The organism is Campylobacter concisus (genome assembly GCF_002913945.1).
Taxonomy (GTDB): Bacteria; Campylobacterota; Campylobacteria; order Campylobacterales; family Campylobacteraceae; genus Campylobacter_A; species Campylobacter_A concisus_P.
This window is the reverse complement of sequence record NZ_POZK01000029.1, coordinates 21,429-39,149: the sequence shown is the minus strand read 5'-3', so window position 1 is coordinate 39,149 and position 17,721 is coordinate 21,429. Positions and strand designations below refer to the sequence as shown.

Genomic DNA, 17,721 nt, shown 5'->3' with positions numbered 1-17,721 from the left:
GCAGGGATTATAATGAAATTTTCATAAAAAAGCTTGCAAAATAAGCATCTTTTAAAGCAATAAATTTCTTTGTAAATTTTCTATATTTTTCTTTATTGTGCCATCTTTATAGATAGCGGATATTAAGGCGATCATGTCTGGCTTTACTCTAGCGACGCTTGCAATGTTGCTAGCATTTATGCCCCCTATAACACACACATTCATTCCCATTTCTTTTGCTTGTGATATGGTTTGGGTCTTGCAAAGTGGCGCATTTGGTTTTGTTGGGCTTTTAAACATCGCTCCAAAAGCCACATAGCTAGCACCATTTTGTTTTGCCCTAAGGGCAAGCTCCAAGTTATCATAGCAGCTAACCCCCACGTAAGCGTCATCTCCTAAAATTTCAAACGCCTCTTTTATGCTCGCATCATCTTTTCCCAAATGCACGGACTTTGCCCCTATACGAGCAGCAAATAAAATATCATCATTTACGATAAATCTGGCTCCAAATTTTTCACATAAGTTGAAAATTTCACTAGCTAGCCTCTCATCTTTGGGTATTTTTTTAGAGCGAAATTGGAAAAATTTAACCCCACACTCTAAAATTTCTTTAGTGTATTGCAAGGCTAAATTTTCAGGCATCAACACATCATCGCTAATCGCGTAAATTTCAATCACTTATGCCAACTTTATGATTTAGTAGACGTTTGCCAAATTTTGTCGTAACTACATTTTTAATAGCATTTAAAATGTATTTTTTGGCTAGTTTTATGGCCTCTTCTTTGGCGTGTCCATTTGCCAGCAAGCAGGCCAGCGCACTTGCAAAGCTACATCCGGCCCCATGCATGATCTCTGGTTTTATTAGTGGCTCTTTAAATTTAAGCACGTCACCATTTTTTTTAAAAAGAGTATCTTCACAAATTTCTGCAACCGTGCTTCGCTTTAAGATCATATCGCAAGGTAAATTTTTACTATCAAGCTCCAAAACTTTGGCTTCATCGATATTTGGTGTGATAATGTCTGCAAATTTAAAAAGCTCTTTTAAGCTTGCTATCGCATCATCTTCAAGAAGCTTTGAACCTGATTTTGCTACGCAAACTGGGTCTATTACTATTTTAATGCCTTGCTTATGAAATTTTTCAAGCCAAGCACCAACGCAAGATATAAGCTCTTTATTAAAAAGCATACCAACCTTTATGGCATCTATGTTTAGCTCCTCGTCTACCATTTTGATTTGTTCATTTAGATTTGTAACATTTGTAGCAAAGATATTGCTAACACCATTTGTATTTTGTGCCGTAAGAGCCGTTATAGCTGTCGCTGCGTAGCAAGAAAATGCCTCGCATGTCTTAATATCAGCCTGCACGCCAGCACCACCAACACTATCACTTCCTGCAATGATTAATATATTTTTCATCTATCTCCCATACAACCTGAAATTTTATCAACACTAAAAGGATCATCGACTTTCCAACTACTTGAATACTTTTTAATGCTATTTTTTAATGCATCTACTAAATAATCCACGTCTTGTAGCGTATGCGTATAGTGGAGTCCAGCCCTTACCCAGCCTGGCTTATGGGTAAATAGTGCATCTTCTTTTAAATGAAGCAAATCGTGTCCATATGGCCCAGCGCAAGAACATCCTGCACGCGTTTGAATGCCATATTCTTTGCTTAAAACTTTAGCTAGTTCATAAGGCGAAACACCAGTCACGTTAAAAGAAAATATCGGCAAACGCTTTATGTTATTTGGATGATAGCACGTAAGCTCAGGAATTTCTGCTAGTCTTTTTTCCAAATACTCTCCAAGCTCGCTCTCATTTTCATATATTGCCTCAAATCCTATCTCATTTCTTAGTCTATAAGCTAAATTTGCCCTTATAAGTCCTAAAATAGGCGGAGTGCCAGCCTCTTCTAGCTGCTCACTATCTTTTACAAATATAGCGTAGTTTTTGCTGACATAACTTACCGTTCCACCACCAGCAAATGTCGGCTCATCTGAGTTTGCAAGTATCTTTTTTATAGCAAGAAGCCCACAACTTCCAACTCCACCAAGCAATTTATGAGGAGATAAAAAAAGAGCATCAAAATAGTCACAATCAATATTTCCATAAGCGCTAAAGCTTGCAGCATCAAATGCCACAACGCCACCATAAGATTTTATAAGAGTATAAATTTTTCTATAATCGCTCAAAACCCCGGTCACATTTGAAGCCACACTAAAAGTTGCGATGATCTCACGACCGACATTTATCCTTAAAATTTGCTCCAAATGATTAAAGTCGATCCCTCCATTTTTATCAAGCCTAATACGCTCAACCTCACAAAGTGCTTGCCTAAAGCTTATCTCATTTGAATGATGTTCATAAGGGCCAAGCACAACAAGTGGAGAATTTTCATCTGGCTTTAGGGCATATCTTTTTTTTAATGCTGGCGGTGCATAAATTCCTAAAATTTCTTGAAATTTCTTTATCGCACCGGTAGCTCCATTGCCACAAGTAAAAAGATAAAAGCTCTCATCAAGTCCTAGTAAGCTTTTTAACTCACGTCTTGAATCTTCATAAGTTTGAGCGGTTTTATAGGCGTTTGATGAGCTGATAGAGTGTGTATTTGCATATGTTTGAAGTATTTTTACCATCTCATCTTCGATAGGTTTATAAGCTAGCCCTGAAGCTGTAAAGTCAAAATAATAAATGCCATTTTTTAAAATTATATTTTCTCTAATATGCTCTAAATTTACCAAATCACAACCCTTGTTTTTTGCGTAGCATTATAGATTACTTTAGCTAAAATATACTACAATGCCCAAATAAAGGAGCCAATATAAAAGCTTTAAAATCAACATTTGAGCGAATGAAACACCTAGATATAAATGAACTTATTAAATTTCATCTCGTCTTTGATGAGTTTGATTTAAAGCACTCATATTATGATGTTTTTGAAGCGATCGAGGCTGAAATTTTAAACAACTTCTTAGCCTTGATGCCAAAATTTTACTTCGAATCCGATACAAACGATGCTATAAAATCTGCCCTCATAAAACTCGCACGAAGCGATAGAAAAAAATTTAATGTAAATAAAATTTTACCTCAAAGCCTAGCTAGCAAAGTCTACGCAAAGCTTTTTGAAAAGAATTTTTTACTGCTAGAAAAAAGTAGAGAAGTACTTCCAAAAAGATCAAAAAACCAAATGCTAAAAAAAGAAGAAAGGGGCTATAAAGTTGAGGATAAAATACATTTTAATAGCCATTTTTCAAGGTTTTGGTTTAGATTTATAGAGCCAAATTTAAGCTTGCTAAAAGCTGGTAGAAATGATGAAATTTTAGCCATCATAAAAAAGGAATTTGACGAATATGCAAGCCTTGGATTTGAAATTTTATGCGGTGAACTCATGGCAAAAAAATTTATGATTAATGGCATATTTTTAAGTAGCTTTTGGAGCAGAAATATAGAGCTTGATATGCTATTAAATATAGGTGGCAAGATCATAGTCGGCGAGGCAAAATACAAAGAGAGAAAGGTTTGTAAAAACGTGCTAAATTTACTATTAAAAAAATGCGAAAAACTAAATATCAAGCCAGATGTTATTGCTCTTTTTTCAAAGAGTGGATTTAGTAGCGAGCTAATAAATTTAAAGGATGAAAGGCTAAGGCTTTATGAAATTAGCGATTTTGAGGAACTTTTAAAATGAACGAACACGATATTCAAGCTGGCTTAAAAAGCCTGATAGAGCAGACTTATCTGATAGAAAATGAATATAAAAATTTAACATCATCTTACGCAAACTTGCAAAATTTTATTAAAGATATTGTGGAAATTCTGCCAAATGCTATCTGGGTGTTAGATGAAAATGATGAGATCTTTTTACAAAACTCAGAAGCAGTAAGACTTGGTAAAATTTTTAAAGAGATACCAAAAAAAGAGGGCGAGATAAATGTAAATGGGCAAATTTATCTTTTTAAAACAAGCTCTAAAGACAATAAACTAATAATCTCTGCAACAAACATAACAGTAGAAAAACGTACCGAGCGTCTTGCCTCTATGGGCCAAGTAGCAGCTCACCTAGCCCACGAGATCAGAAATCCAGTAGGCTCTATCTCACTTTTAGCTTCAACTCTACTTAAAAGAGCTGATGAGCGCACAAAGCCTATCGTAAATCAAATACAAAAAGCTACATGGCGAGTCGAACGCATAATCAAAGCCACTCTACTTTTCACAAAAGGCCTTAACATAAATGCGCAAATTTTTGACTTTTTGCAGCTTAAAAAAGAGTGCGAAGAGGCTATAAATTTTTACGACTATTCAAAGGATATTAAATTTAGCCTAGAATTTCCAGATGGCAAATATATGGGCGACCTTGATCTACTAGCCATCGTCTTTCAAAATATTTTATTTAACGCCATTGATGCCATCGAAGAGAGCGATGATGATGAAGGAGAGATCATTTTAAGCTACGAAAAAACACCGAGTGAGCATAAATTTATCGTTTACGATAGTGGCGAGCCTATCAAAGACAAAGCCATAGTTTTTGAGCCATTTAAAAGTAGCAAGCTAAAAGGAAACGGCCTTGGGCTGCACCTTTGCTTACAGATAGTGCAGGCTCACAAAGGCAGTATCGAGATCACACTAAATCCAAAAACATTTTGCATAAATTTACCAATAAAGGAGAAAGAATGAACATACAAAACGAACTTGAGGCTTTTAAAAAATCTCTTCAAACGCTTGATTTAAGAGAAATTTCAAACGATGGAGCAAAAAACGTTGCATTTATCTGTATCGATATGATAGAAGCATTTGCTGGAAGTGGTGCGCTAGCTAGTCAAAGAGTGGCCGCCTTATCAAAAGGGATCGCGACACTTTTTGATAGAGCGTGGAAAGATTTTGGTTTTAGAAATTTTATCCTTATAGAAGATAGGCACACCAGTGATTCAAAAGAATTTGAGACCTTTTTACCTCACGCTATGCTTGATACAAATGAGATAAAAACCGTAAAAGAGATAGAAAATCTAAGCTTTTTTAAAGAGATCAAAGCATTTTATAAAAATTCTTTAAGCATTGCGTTTAATAAAGAATTTGAGGAATTTTTAGAAGAGCGTCCGGAGCTAGACACCTTTATAGTCACCGGAGATTGCACTGATATGTGCGTTTATCAGTGCGTTAGTTATCTTAAACTACGAGCCAATGAATACAATAAAAAAGCAAGAGTTATCGTACCGTTTGATCTTACACAAACGTACGATATACCAGGACACAATGGCGATTTTTACCACGAGATGTTTTCTCTTCATATGAAGCTAGCACTTGGCGCTGATGTGGTAAAGAGTATTAAATTTTAAAGCTTGCTTGAAATATTTATGAGCCTATTTAGCTCGTCAAATTTAAAGCTAAGCTCGTTTTTATTCACTATGATCTCATTAGGACTTTCGCTAAATTTCATATCACAGCTTAGCAAAAGTCCTTTTATAAAGATTTTGTGATCTAGCTCGTAAGAGCTTAAACACTCATTTACTACGCTTAAAAGCTCATTTGCTAGCACTGGCTCTTCAAAGACCATATTTGATCTAAAAGCCACATACGCCGCTCCGCCCTCGTACTCTATCCTATAATAATTTTGCTCATCAAAAGCGGTGCAAAGGATCATACTAATCGTGTGACCATTAAAATTTTCATCTAGCTCAAATTGTGGCATACCAAATGCGCTAAGTCCAAATTTCTCACCAAACTCGCGTGCTTTATTTGCAAGCTCGAGCAACCGCTCATCAAAGCCATTTATATTTTCATAACCCCAAAGCCACGTATTTGACGAGAAGCTTTCAGAGCCGATAAACTGCATATCAAACTCATGCTCATCAAAGTAAATTTTACCGCTATCAAAATCGACCTGCCAGTTGCTACCTTCAACAAGTAGCTTAAATGCACGTTTTTGAAGTAATGTCGCTTTGCCAACACATGCGCTAAAAAGCTCGCTCCAGTTACTTTTATCTACGCCAAGCTTATCTAAAAACATCGCTTCACCGAGGTCTTAGCAAGCTATTGCTTGAAGTGCTTTTTCTTTAAAGCTGTCATTTACAACAAATTTTGTCTTATAGACAAAAATTTGAGCTGTATTTTCATTTTTTATCTTAATAACAAGACGCTTATCATTGTTCGTGCCACTTTTTATATGTTCGTTATAGCCAAGATTATAAAGGTTGGTAATCTTATCTTTGCTAAGCTCACTAAGGCATAAAAGCACCTCTAGCTCAGCATACTCTCTTGCTTTTTGAGGGGCGCTCGCCTCTTCATTTTTAGAAAATTTAGAGTTTTGTTTTAGCTTTCTTGTTTTAAAGTCTAAATTTTGCGCATCTTCTAGGCTATAAACCTCATTTAAATTTGTCCTTACAAATTGATCATCTTTTGTGATATTTATCCTAAAAGCATAAGGCAGGTCGCGTTTTGCTTCATCTTTTACTATATCTTCGATGTTGCCAAGCTCTCTTTCAAAGACTGCGATCTCGATATTTCCGTGAAAATCAAGCACGTTTACAGTGCCCATTTTCTTGCCACTTTTGGTTATCCTTGTGCTAAAGTCCTCGATCTTACCAACGACTAAAATTTCTGCACTTTGTGGCAAGCTCTCAAATTCTGAGCTTAGAGTGTATTTTATCTTGTTGATCTCGTCTTTATAATCATCAAGTGGGTGGCCTGAGAGATAGATACCAACGCTCTCTTGCTCAAATTTTAAAATTTGTTTGATGTCAAATTCGTCATTTATCGTGACAAAATTTATCTTCACATCGTTCATGCTCTCATCTTCACCAAACAAGCTCTCAACAGCATTTTTACGGATCTGAGCAGCACTTTTGCAAGCTTCTATGATATTTTCTACATTTTGCATAAGCATCTTGCGACTAAAGCCAAACTCATCAAAGCAACCAGCTTTTATAAGGCTTTCAAAGACCTTTTTATTTACTTTAAATGGATCGATCCTTGAGACAAAGTCGTCCATACTCTTAAACTCGCCATTTGCTTCACGCTCAGTGATAATGTTTTCAATAGCCGCTCCACCAACACCTTTAATCGCACCAAGCCCAAAGATAATGCCGTCATGATCGCCATTTTTAACAACGCTAAATTCTTTAGTTGATTTGTTGATAGATGGTGGCAAAGTGTCTATATTTATGCGTTTTATCTCATCGATATAGCGAACGATCTTATCGACGTTGCTCTCTTCACTTGTAAGAAGTGCGGCCATAAATTCAGCCGGGTAATAAGCCTTAAGATAAGCCGTTTGAAATGTAACATAGGCGTAGGCTGCGGAGTGAGATTTATTAAAGCCATATCCTGCAAATTTTACAATTAGCTCAAAAAGATCGTCTGCTTTTTGTCCATTTAGCCCTTTTGCCTCAGCGCCTTTTACAAACTCGCCCTTTAGCCTATCCATCTCTTCTTTGATCTTTTTACCCATCGCACGACGCACAAGATCCGCTCCACCAAGGCTAAAGCCACCTATGGCTTGAACGATTTGCATAACTTGTTCTTGATAGACGATAACGCCGTATGTTGGCGCAAGGATTGGCTCAAGCTCTTTAAATGAGTAGGTTATCTCGGCCTCGCCATGTTTTCTTTTGACAAAGTCATCAAGCATACCGCTTTCCATCGGTCCTGGGCGGTAGAGCGCTAGCATCGCGACGATATCCTCGAAGCAGTCTGGACGCAAGCTAGTTCCTAGTTTTCTCATGCCCTCGCCCTCGATTTGGAAAATTCCTATCGCTTGGCCGCTTTGTATCATTTTATAAACATTAGAATCGTTTTTATCGATCTGCTCCCAAATAATATCCTTGCCAGTTCGTTGTTTAACGAGCTTTATGGCATTATCGATAACTGTTAGTGTTTTTAGTCCAAGAAAGTCAAATTTAATTAAATCCACATCCTCAAGATATTTAAGGCTATACTGCGTAACATAGCGATCTTCTGGGCTGTTTGGCTGACGAAATAGCGGAGTTTTGTTCCACAGCTCCTCATTTGAGATAACGACACCTGCTGCATGCTGACCGGCATTTCTGTTTAGTCCCTCAAGATCAAGGGCAAATTTCCAAATTTTAGCTGCCTTTGGATTTTGACTTATTAGCTCAGCTATCTTTGGCTCTTTTTCGTAAGCATCTTTTAGCGTAATGCCTAGTTCATCGGGTATTAACTTTGCCATCGCATCGGCTTCAGCGTAAGGCATATCACAAACCCTAGCAACATCTCTAATGACACCTTTTGCGAGCAATTTACCAAATGTAATAACGCCAGCAACGTTAAATTTTCCATATTTTTGCGTAACATAGTCGATGATCTCGCCACGCCTGCTTTGACAAAAATCCACGTCGATATCTGGCATGCTAACACGCTCTGGGTTTAGAAACCTCTCAAAAAGTAGGTTGTATGGGATCGGATCAAGGTCGGTGATCTTTAGCGAGTAAGCGACCAAGCTACCAGCCGCAGAACCACGTCCTGGGCCAACTGGCACGCCTCTACTTTTGGCCTCATTTATGAAGTCCCAAACGATCATCATGTAGCCTGGGAAATTCATTTTATTTATGATGCCAATCTCTATCTCAAGGCGCTTTTTGTATTCGTCATGTAAATTTTCAGGGACAAATTTTAGCCTCTCTTCAAGCCCCTTTCTACATTCATATTCAAAAAATACAGCATCATTTTTAAAACTATATCTATTTTCAGGCTCCGGAAGTGTTAAATTTCTCTCTTTGGCATATTCAAGAGTAAATTTAAAATTTGGTGGAGTTGGGTTGCCAAGCTTGATCTCAAGGTTGCACTTATTTACGATCTCTTGGGTATTTTCTATCACTTCGGGGATATCTAAAAATAGCTCACTCATCTGCTCTTTGCTCTTAACAAAAAACTCATGGACGCTGTGGCGAAGTCGGTTTGGATCATCTAAAGTTTTGTTCATCGCGATACACATAAAAACCTCATGTGCGTCGGCTCGCTCTTTAAAAGTGTAGTGAGTATCGTTTGTAGCGATGACCTTTATGCCAGTCTCTTTGGCGATGCGTAAAATATCATCATCAATGCGTTTTTGATCGCCGATGCCGTGACGCATGATCTCAAGGTAAAAGTCATCTCCAAAAATTTCTTTATATTCAAGTGCGACCTCTTTTGCTCTCTCGTAGCCCTTTGCGCCAAATTTGACGTTACGATCGCTTAAATTTAGATGCCAACTCACCTCGCCCTGCAAGCAAGCAGAGCTACAAACCAAGCCCTCGCTGTGCTCTTTTAAAATTTTTTTATTGATACGAGGATAGTAGTAAAAGCCCTCGATGTAGCTCATGGAGCTAAGATACATTAAATTTTTATAGCCAGTCTCATTTTTGGCGATTAGTATAAGGTGAAAGCGCTGCTTAGTACTCTTGTCATCAAGCTGCTCGCCATTATGAACGTAAGCTTCGATGCCAATTAGCGGTTTTATCCCCTCTTTTTTCATCGCCTTGTAAAAATCTATCGCTCCAAACATATTGCCGTGATCTGTGATAGCCGCTGCTGTGTCGCCTCTATCATGAAGCACGTGAGCTAGCTCTTTTATCTTGTTCGCTCCGTCAAGAAGGGAGTATTCGGTGTGTAAATGTAGGTGTGTAAAGCTAGAATTTTCACTCATTTTTTATCCTTTTTTAATGAGTGGATTTTACAAAATTTTGGCTAATAAGGTGCTTGATGAAATCTTAATGGGAGCTTTAAAATTTATAGAATTTGTAGTTTGTGGCCAGAAACGAAGCGCGCTGTCATCTGACGCACTATGCTATTAAGGTCTTGTAAATTTTAAACGAGTAATTTCGGCTCTAAAATTTGAGCTAAGCGGTCAGTGAAGTCAAAATTTATTAGTCAATTCTTGCGAGTGAACAAAAATTAGCAAATCAAAAAGATAAATTTAAAAGAATTAGATCGCGGACTAAGCCGCAATCCATTATAAATAAACTGGGATATTTGTGTGTTCCAAGAAAAATCTCGAAGTGCCACCAAGCACCATTTCCATAAGACCATTTTCACCATATCTGCTAGCAACGATTAAATCAGCATTTCTATCAATAGCTGCTTTTAAAAGTGCTTCGCCAGGTATCATCGTAGTAGCGATCACTTCAAAAGTGGCTGATATGCCATGAATTTTGAAGTACTCTTCAAGCTTCTTAAGATTTAGTTCAGCATTATCGCCAAGGCTTGCTTTTGAGGTAATGCACTGAACCTTTTTTGCCTTTTTTAAAAGATCGATTGAACCTGTTAATGCCCTTGAGCTTTGCGTCGTACCAGTCCAGCTTACAAGGATATTATCAGCTTTAAACTCACGCATTTTTCTAGGGATTACAATCGCATTTTTACCGCTTTTTAAAACAGCTGACTCAAATGTTCCAGTGATCTTTCCATCAAGTGGCACAGCAGCCACCACTAGATCGCAAAATTTACTCTCTTGCTCCACTATCGCGCTTCTTTTACCACTATGAATAGTAAAATTTGCAGTGCAAACATCTTCAATGATTTCACTAGTTACTTTTATGCCAAGCTCAGCACAAATTTTATTGAAAATTTTCTCATTCTCTTCATGCTCGACAGCTAGTTCAGATTTAGCTGATTTTAGAAATTCTTCAAAAAGCACTCCTCCACGAAGCGTCATTTTCATATTATAAACTACGCTTGGGTCAAGCTGGCAAGTCATAATTTCCATATGTGTGTTAAACCACTGAGCAACCTTTAGGGCACCATAAATTCTTGGCTCGATATCGTCTCCAGCTCCTATTGGAAAAAGCAACTTTTTGTATTTCATCATCTGTCCTTTAAAATTTATTCAACCAAAGAGAGCGAAATTTTATTTCCTTTTTGCTCGCTCACACATACTTTGACCTGATCACCTACGTTTAATGGGGTTTTTATCTTTGAGATATGAAGCAAGCCATCAATGCCATCTTTTAGCTCGATAAACACACCAAAATCAACTACGCTCTTTACAGTTCCCAAAAACTCATCACCGATATTAAAATTTGGTTTTGAACGCTCTTTGTCGTGTTTAAAAGGCTTTTTGCCAAATGAACGTCCATTGTCTTTTGAAGTGATAGAGATGATGTAGTCTTTTGCAGCATCGACATTTTTCTTTGCTCCACCTGCGATTTTCACCTCGCCTTTTTCTCTATCAAGATCGATTGAGACTTCAAATTTCTCAATAATCTCTTTTATAGTCTTGCCAGCTTGTCCGATGATGTCTACGATCTTGCTTGGATCGACACTAAATAGCTCAAGCTTTGGAAGCACATCTTCATTTATTTCTATATTTTTATCCGCTTCTGCCATCAAAGATAAGATATGCTCTCTACCACGTTTTGCTTGATAAAGTGCCTCTTTTAGCACTTCTAAACTAATGCCACCAAGCTTAATATCCATCTGAAGCGCTGTGATACCATCGCTTGTACCTGCTACTTTAAAGTCCATATCGCCGTCATGATCTTCAAGTCCCATGATATCTGTTAGCACTGCGTGTTTATCGCCTTCAAATATTAATCCCATAGCGACACCTGCGACAAGTTTTAAAGTATTTACGCCAGCTGCTCTAATTGCAAGCGAGCCACCGCAAACGCTAGCCATCGAGCTTGAGCCGTTGCTCTCTAAAATTTCTGAAACGACTCTTATTGTGTATGGTGAAGCTAGATCGATACTTGGTGCAAGGGCACGTTTGGCTAAATTTCCGTGTCCAAGCTCGCGTCTACCAGGAGCTTTTAATGGGCTTGCCTCGCCTACGCTAAAGCCTGGAAAATTGTAGTTAAACATAAATTTCTCTACAAAAGGTACTTTTTCAGTGAGGATGTCATACATTTGAGCGTCGCTATCAGTGCCAAGAGTAGTGACAACCAAAGCCTGCGTCTGTCCTCTTGTAAAGAGGCATGAGCCATGTGCATTTGGAAGCACATTTGTTTCGATGCTAATAGGTCTAACTTCTTCAAGACCACGTCCATCGGCCCTTACACCCTCGTTTATGATCTGCTCTCTAACGATTTTCTTTTTATATTTGCCAAGGACATTTGTGATGACAGCCTCATCCCAGCCCTCTTTTTGAGCGACCTCATCGCTTGAAATTTGTTTCGCGATCTTACTAAGTTCGCTCGCTCGCTCGCTTTTTGCCATTTGGTTGATCGCATTTTTGACTTCAGCTTTATAAAATTTATCGATATAAATAGCGATATTTTCATTTTCTATTTCAGGTTTTAGCTCAAGCGCAGCATCCTCTTTCTTATGCTCTTTGAAAGCTTCTTCGTAAGCACTGCTAGCTCTTAGTATCGCCTTACCAGCAAAATCAATCGCTTCAACCATCATATCTTCGCTAAATTCATTCATTAGCTGTTTTTGAGCCATGCTATCACTTAAGCTTGGATCTATCATCGGCTCAATCGCAACCATTGGGATAAGCTGCGTAGTTTGTTGAGGTAAGCTTCTCATCTCGATCATCAAAAGCTCATCTTTTGTGCCAGCTACATAAAGATCGATCGCACTTTGTTTTAGTTCAGAGTTGCTTGGGTTGATAACAAATTTTTCATCTATATAACCAACTCTAACGCCACAAACTGGGCGATTTACAGGGATGTCGCTAAGATAGAGTGCAACTGAGGCTGCATTTAGACTTACAACTTGCAAATCAACCTCAGGATCGGCTGAAAGCACCATTACAACTATTTGAGTTGGATATGCGTAACCTTTTGGAAAGAGCGGTCTAAGAGATCTATCGATGATACGAGCTGTTAGCGTTTCAAAGTCGCATGGCTTTGTCTCGCGCTTAACATATCCACCTGGAATTTTACCAGCGGCGTAAGCTTTTTCTATATACTGCACCGTTAGAGGTAAAAAATCCTCCTCAACTTGCGTGTCCTCTCTTGCAACAGTTGCTAAAACTACGGTATTTTTTACCCTTAAAAGTACCGCTCCGCTAGCTTGTTTTGCTACTTTATTAAGGTCAAAAATTTCAACCTGATTATTGACTTCTATACTATATTGCATTATTTTTATCTCCTTGTTGTTTTTGTAACGGCAAATAATAAGGGCTCTCTTCTAATATTGACATGATACGCTCACTCGTAGCTTCGATCTTTTTCTCGTAATACGAATCCACATCGATAAAATCAACGATCTTGTTTATCGTGTAAATTTCATCAACCATATCATTTAAATTTGTAAAGACATCAGTAGCAATCACTGGCGTTGCGTATGATATGGATTTTACCTTCACATCAAGCAACGTCTTTATGCAAATGAGTGCCGTCATACCAGTCTCGCATCCCTCATCGATTAGTAAAATATTTTTATCTTTTAGCTCTCCTATCAAATTTCCTTTTCGGTATTTATAAACGTTTTTTAAAATTTTCTCTTCATATTTTCTATGTGCTTCGCCGTAAATATAGTCATAGCTTATATTAAAAGCTTTTATAAGTTTATCATTTAATACTATATCTTCTGTCTCGCTAACTATTGCAACGTCGCATTCGCTATTATTTGGCGCAGGTATTGGCTCGCTAAAGAGCATCTCGTAGCTTAAATTTAAACTTCTACAAACCGCATCTGTGAGTATAACTGACTCAAGCGACATACAAACAACTATCGTCTTTTTATCTACAAGCTCTTTTTTTGGCAAAATTTCAATTAGCTTGCTAGCTGCTTCTAATTGATCCTTAAATTTAGCTGTTATCATTTAGTTAGCACTCGATTTTGTACTGCTCTGCGAAAAGTCATAGTGCAAACCGCCCATTGGATAGAAATTTATCGTGAAATAAATACCATTTTTTCTAGTTGATGCTGAGCCGTTTATTGTTGTTGTTGGCTCGACATCTTGTTGATAAATTATCCCGTAATTCCAGCATTTTCTTTGATGAAGTACACCAACTCTCCAGCTTTTTGTGTAGCTTCGCTCAATATCATATTGCCAGCCGCCAATAAGACTATATTGATGAGGTAATTTTACTCCAAGACCACTTGTAAAATAGCTATCTTTTGTCGCACTATTTTTTATTTTGCTATCATTTTTCTTCATGGTGTGAAGCATATTTAGCCAAAATAGATCATTTGTGTATGAAAATCCGCTTTGTACCTTTTTAAGCTCTTTGCTCTTGTGCGAATATTCAAGCTTATTATAAAGGCTTAAATTTTCAAATGGATATAGATAGATAGCATTTTTTAAATTCGAATATTCATCTTCTTTTGTGTAATATCCTTGAGAAATACTATGTTTTATAATCTTTCTACCATTAGAGTTAAAGAAATACTGAGTCAGATAACCAGAAATTTCTTCCTTACTCTGCTCTTGAGTCAAGAAATTTTCATACTCATTTAGATTTTTATCATAGATAAACTCATCATCTAAATTTCCTTTTCTATAGCCTGGCAGTAGATATTCAGCTCCAAAATTTAGAGTATGATAAAAGCTTTCATACGCTTTTGCAAGGTCAGTGTGAAGGGCAAATTTGTGGTAATTATTTACAAAATTTGCATGCTTATCTTCTCTTTTATCATCAAATGAATTTATCTTATTCTCGTAATTTATTCTTGATGCGTATAGATACTCGTAAAATGAAAAAGTTAAACTATCATCAAGCAGTGGCACATGCACTGAAGCTGGAAGCGTAAATTCATACTGAGTCGCTCTAACGCCTATCTTTCTATCGTATCTATGTGACTGAAGATCGAGTGAATATAAGATATTTGGCAAGACAATATCATCTGTAAATTTATGATACTGAAGCGATGGAAGCTCTTGAAGAGTGTCTTTGTTCTCATTTTTTGAGCCAATTTTTTCAGTGTCTATGTAGTATTTTGCATAAGCACCAAAATAATGATCGTCATTTGCGATGAAATAGTTAAATTTAGAAGTTACAAGCGAATCATAATCATCATCCCTGCCTTTTAAATTTAAATAATCTATATCATTTAGCTTCGTTGCGTCTATCCAAATTCCCTCTTGCAAATCCGCTTCGCTAAGGTATCTTATAAGCTTATCTCTTTCGTATTTTAGTCCAATGCCTTTATGTGTTTTATTTTTTAGTTCAGCTTTATTTGAAGTCTCTCCTTTTTGCTTGGCTTGGTAGCTGTTTTTATCAGTAAATGAGCCAAAGCTGATTTCGCCCCTTGAATCAGGCGACTCAGTAAATCTAAATGCACCATAAATTCCAGCACCTCTGTTTGTTCTTATCTGCGGATCAAGCTCGAAGTCCCACTCATTATAAGGTGCAAAATAAATCGGCTGCTTGTAATAAAAGCCTTCAGATTTTCCATATCCAAGCTCAGGCGGCAAAAGACCTGTTCTTCTTGTGGTATCTGTTGAAAAACCAAAATATGGCAAATAAAAAACTGGCACATTAGCTATACGAAAGACTGGGTTAAAAAGGTGTAAAAATTTGCTTTGTTTATTTAGCATAGCTGAGCTTGAGGTAATACTCCAGTCAGGATCTTGGACATTACAGCTTGAAACCATCGCTTTTTTTACTCTATAGTACTCACTGTCAGAGCTGCTCTCATCGCTTCTCATCCACACTTCCATGTCTTTATTCATCATAAAAAGCGATTCAAAAGCAGTGTCATTATTTTTTAAATTTAACTTTGCATAGTTTGAGCGAGAGACTTCGCTCTTGCCCTTCATCATATTGACATTTCCAAAGAGCTCTATAACCGAATTATTTTGATCATACACAGCACAATCAGCCGTTACAAGGTAATCTTGTGAATATACAACAACATTTTTATTAGCCGTGACGATGCCTTTATCTTGCTTTACATCATCAGCCAAAAGCTGCACATCTTGCACAGCTGCACTTAGATTTAAAATACATACCGGAACTAAAAATAAAATTTTACGCATTTATCACCACTGTTTTTGCTATTTTGTCTTGCCAAGTCTGTCTAGCTGGATTTGCAAATGCCCATGCAAAACCAAGATAAAAACAAGCTTCACTAACTAACCTAAAAATCGCTCTTACCAAGCTTGAAATAAAATTTGGTCTATCTAAAATTTCTACATTAATGCACATCGTCTTTGTTAGCATTTGTCCAAGACTCGCACCATAATACCAAACAAAAAATGCATGATAAATAATCTTTAATGCGACTATTTGCCAAAAGAAATTTAAAGTCAAATTTCTGGCTTCATCATAGCTCATAACCGACAAAAAAGCATCCCAGTAAATGATCAAAAACAAAAAAGAAACGATACATTCATCAATTGAGTAAGCTAGCACTCTTTTTGAAAATGGTGCTAGCGAAATTTCTTCTTTTTCAAGTTTTTCAACTATCTGCATACTCATTTTAATGCCTGCCAGGCAATATCTTTTCTATAATGTGCTCCGTCAAATTTTACATTTTCGCAAAGCTCATAAGCTCTATCACGTGCCTCTTTTATACTCTTCGCAGTGGCCACACAGACTAATACTCTGCCACCATCTGCATAAATTTCTCCGCCTTGCTCGCTAACACCAGCATAAGCAATGTGAGCATCTTTTACATTATTTAAAACTGAAATTTTAGCTTTTGGACTACTTTTATACGGATAGTCCTTACTAGCCATCACAACACCGACTGCAAATTCATCTTTTAAGCTAATAGGCTTTAGCTCGCCCTTTGCAGCATTTAGTAAAATTTCGCTTAAATTTCCGTCAATTAATGGCATCAATACCTCGCACTCAGGATCGCCAAATCTCACGTTAAACTCAAGTACATAAGGCTCATTTTTCACGATCATTAGCCCCACAAAAAGTACTCCACAAAACGGACTGCCCTCGTTTTTCATCCCTTTTAAAGTTGGCTTTACAACCTCTTCTTCAACCCTTTTTATCAGCTCTTTTGAAGCAAGCGGACTTGGAGCATAAGCGCCCATGCCACCAGTATTTGGACCTTCGTCATTATCAAGCAAGCGTTTGTGGTCTTGTGCCACTGGCAAGCTTACAAAATTTTCGCCGTCGCAAATAGCAAAAAAACTTAGCTCAAAGCCGTCTAAAAACTCTTCAACGACAACAAATTTACCAGCCTCACCAAAGCTAGCTCCACTTAGCATGTCACTAACTGCCTCTTTGGCTTCCTCTTTAGAATTTGCGATGATAACGCCTTTTCCAGCACAAAGACCATCTGCCTTTACGACCATTGGCGCGCTTAGGGTATCAATAAATTTAAATGCTTTTTCTTTATTATCTGTATTTAAATATCTTGCGGTTTTTATGTTATTTCTAGCCAAAAAGTCCTTCATATAGGCTTTGCTAGCTTCAAGTCTAGCAGCTGCTTTGCTTGGTCCAAATATGAGCAATCCCTCTTTTTTAAATATATCTACCACACCTTCGCTAAGAGGCGCTTCAGGTCCCACGATAGTTAGCTCGATACTATTTTTTTTAGCAAATTTTGCAAGCTCATAAAAGTCTTTTATATTTAAATTCTCGCCAAGGCGTGAGGTCGCACCATTTCCAGGCGCAAAGTATAAATTTATATTTTTTTCGTTTTTTAGTTTTAGAGCAATGGCGTATTCGCGGCCGCCACTTCCTATTATGAGAATATTCATTTCATCTCCGTAAATTTAAAAAACCCGAGTGGGCGTCGCATAGAAGAGTGGCCCATAAACAAAGCCAATCTTGCAAATAGATGGATACCAAACGGTTGCAACTTCTCGCCTTTTCAGACTCAAACGAAGCCACATCACAAGGCATCCATACCTTTTCGCTAACAAAAAAGTGTTGGACCCCGTAAAATGCTGACTC

At 37.4% G+C, this 17,721-nt stretch carries 14 protein-coding genes; 3 read left to right on the top strand and 11 right to left on the bottom strand.

Annotation, left to right across the window (positions count from 1 at the left end; all coding sequences use genetic code 11):
* Positions 1 to 51: 51 nt before the first annotated feature.
* The 3 genes from thiE to CYP64_RS06635 are packed head-to-tail and all read right to left on the bottom strand — an operon-like array spanning position 52 to position 2,724.
* Positions 52 to 657: a thiamine phosphate synthase gene (thiE, locus tag CYP64_RS06645; RefSeq protein WP_103649150.1), complete on the bottom strand. Its 606-nt coding sequence runs from the start codon at positions 655 to 657 to the stop codon at positions 52 to 54.
* The gene (locus CYP64_RS06640) at positions 650 to 1,396 is read right to left on the bottom strand and encodes a hydroxymethylpyrimidine/phosphomethylpyrimidine kinase (RefSeq protein WP_103649149.1); all 747 of its coding nucleotides are present in this window, start codon (positions 1,394 to 1,396) and stop codon (positions 650 to 652) included. The genes thiE and CYP64_RS06640 overlap by 8 nt, the downstream gene beginning before the upstream one ends.
* Positions 1,393 to 2,724 carry an aminotransferase class V-fold PLP-dependent enzyme gene (locus CYP64_RS06635; protein ID WP_103649148.1) on the bottom strand — a complete coding sequence of 444 codons (1,332 nt, stop codon included), beginning with the start codon at positions 2,722 to 2,724 and terminating at the stop codon, positions 1,393 to 1,395. The genes CYP64_RS06640 and CYP64_RS06635 overlap by 4 nt, the downstream gene beginning before the upstream one ends.
* 110 nt (positions 2,725 to 2,834) lie before the next feature.
* Between CYP64_RS06635 and CYP64_RS06630 the strand changes: the two genes are divergently transcribed.
* From CYP64_RS06630 to CYP64_RS06620, 3 genes are read left to right on the top strand one after another with little or no spacing between them, the layout of a single operon-like run.
* Positions 2,835 to 3,671: a DUF234 domain-containing protein gene (locus CYP64_RS06630; RefSeq protein ID WP_103649147.1), complete on the top strand. Its 837-nt coding sequence runs from the start codon at positions 2,835 to 2,837 to the stop codon at positions 3,669 to 3,671.
* Positions 3,668 to 4,657, top strand: a complete 990-nt coding sequence (locus CYP64_RS06625) for a sensor histidine kinase (protein ID WP_103649146.1) — start codon at positions 3,668 to 3,670, stop codon at positions 4,655 to 4,657. The genes CYP64_RS06630 and CYP64_RS06625 overlap by 4 nt, the downstream gene beginning before the upstream one ends.
* The gene (locus CYP64_RS06620) at positions 4,654 to 5,316 is read left to right on the top strand and encodes a cysteine hydrolase family protein (RefSeq protein WP_103649145.1); all 663 of its coding nucleotides are present in this window, start codon (positions 4,654 to 4,656) and stop codon (positions 5,314 to 5,316) included. Before CYP64_RS06625 ends, CYP64_RS06620 begins: the two co-directional genes overlap by 4 nt.
* Here CYP64_RS06620 and CYP64_RS06615 read toward each other — a convergent pair.
* From CYP64_RS06615 to purD, 8 genes are all read right to left on the bottom strand, one after another.
* Complete coding sequence (locus CYP64_RS06615) at positions 5,313 to 5,987, bottom strand: DUF6882 domain-containing protein (protein ID WP_103649144.1); 675 nt, start codon at positions 5,985 to 5,987, stop codon at positions 5,313 to 5,315. The genes CYP64_RS06620 and CYP64_RS06615 overlap by 4 nt on opposite strands.
* Before the next feature lie 15 nt (positions 5,988 to 6,002).
* Complete coding sequence (gene dnaE / locus CYP64_RS06610) at positions 6,003 to 9,620, bottom strand: DNA polymerase III subunit alpha (RefSeq protein ID WP_103649143.1); 3,618 nt, start codon at positions 9,618 to 9,620, stop codon at positions 6,003 to 6,005.
* A 306-nt stretch (positions 9,621 to 9,926) separates the two neighbouring features.
* On the bottom strand, positions 9,927 to 10,778 hold the full coding sequence (locus tag CYP64_RS06600) for a universal stress protein (protein ID WP_021091781.1): 852 nt from the start codon (positions 10,776 to 10,778) through the stop codon (positions 9,927 to 9,929).
* 17 nt (positions 10,779 to 10,795) lie between these two features.
* Complete coding sequence (locus CYP64_RS06595) at positions 10,796 to 12,994, bottom strand: polyribonucleotide nucleotidyltransferase (protein WP_103649142.1); 2,199 nt, start codon at positions 12,992 to 12,994, stop codon at positions 10,796 to 10,798.
* Positions 12,984 to 13,682, bottom strand: a complete 699-nt coding sequence (locus CYP64_RS06590; protein WP_021091548.1) for a hypothetical protein — start codon at positions 13,680 to 13,682, stop codon at positions 12,984 to 12,986. The genes CYP64_RS06595 and CYP64_RS06590 overlap by 11 nt, the downstream gene beginning before the upstream one ends.
* A complete protein-coding gene (locus CYP64_RS06585; RefSeq protein ID WP_103649141.1) occupies positions 13,683 to 15,842 on the bottom strand; it encodes an LPS-assembly protein LptD in 2,160 nt (719 codons plus the stop codon). It lies immediately after the preceding gene.
* The gene (locus CYP64_RS06580; protein WP_072595114.1) at positions 15,835 to 16,284 is read right to left on the bottom strand and encodes an RDD family protein; all 450 of its coding nucleotides are present in this window, start codon (positions 16,282 to 16,284) and stop codon (positions 15,835 to 15,837) included. Before CYP64_RS06580 ends, CYP64_RS06585 begins: the two co-directional genes overlap by 8 nt.
* A complete protein-coding gene (purD, locus tag CYP64_RS06575) occupies positions 16,281 to 17,525 on the bottom strand; it encodes a phosphoribosylamine--glycine ligase (protein WP_103649140.1) in 1,245 nt (414 codons plus the stop codon). The genes CYP64_RS06580 and purD overlap by 4 nt, the downstream gene beginning before the upstream one ends.
* Positions 17,526 to 17,721 lie beyond the last annotated feature (196 nt).

Excerpts from the sequence above, each read along its gene's own strand:
- CYP64_RS06630 (WP_103649147.1), top strand. The coding sequence starts at position 2,835 with ATGAAACACCTAGATATAAATGAACTTATTAAATTTCATCTCGTCTTT.
- CYP64_RS06600 (WP_021091781.1), bottom strand. The coding sequence starts at position 10,778 with ATGAAATACAAAAAGTTGCTTTTTCCAATAGGAGCTGGAGACGATATC.
- CYP64_RS06620 (WP_103649145.1), top strand. The coding sequence starts at position 4,654 with ATGAACATACAAAACGAACTTGAGGCTTTTAAAAAATCTCTTCAAACG.
- CYP64_RS06625 (WP_103649146.1), top strand. The coding sequence starts at position 3,668 with ATGAACGAACACGATATTCAAGCTGGCTTAAAAAGCCTGATAGAGCAG.
- purD (WP_103649140.1), bottom strand. The coding sequence starts at position 17,525 with ATGAATATTCTCATAATAGGAAGTGGCGGCCGCGAATACGCCATTGCT.
- CYP64_RS06615 (WP_103649144.1), bottom strand. The coding sequence starts at position 5,987 with ATGTTTTTAGATAAGCTTGGCGTAGATAAAAGTAACTGGAGCGAGCTT.
- dnaE (WP_103649143.1), bottom strand. The coding sequence starts at position 9,620 with ATGAGTGAAAATTCTAGCTTTACACACCTACATTTACACACCGAATAC.
- CYP64_RS06585 (WP_103649141.1), bottom strand. The coding sequence starts at position 15,842 with ATGCGTAAAATTTTATTTTTAGTTCCGGTATGTATTTTAAATCTAAGT.
- CYP64_RS06640 (WP_103649149.1), bottom strand. The coding sequence starts at position 1,396 with ATGAAAAATATATTAATCATTGCAGGAAGTGATAGTGTTGGTGGTGCT.
- CYP64_RS06590 (WP_021091548.1), bottom strand. The coding sequence starts at position 13,682 with ATGATAACAGCTAAATTTAAGGATCAATTAGAAGCAGCTAGCAAGCTA.
- CYP64_RS06595 (WP_103649142.1), bottom strand. The coding sequence starts at position 12,994 with ATGCAATATAGTATAGAAGTCAATAATCAGGTTGAAATTTTTGACCTT.
- CYP64_RS06580 (WP_072595114.1), bottom strand. The coding sequence starts at position 16,284 with ATGAGTATGCAGATAGTTGAAAAACTTGAAAAAGAAGAAATTTCGCTA.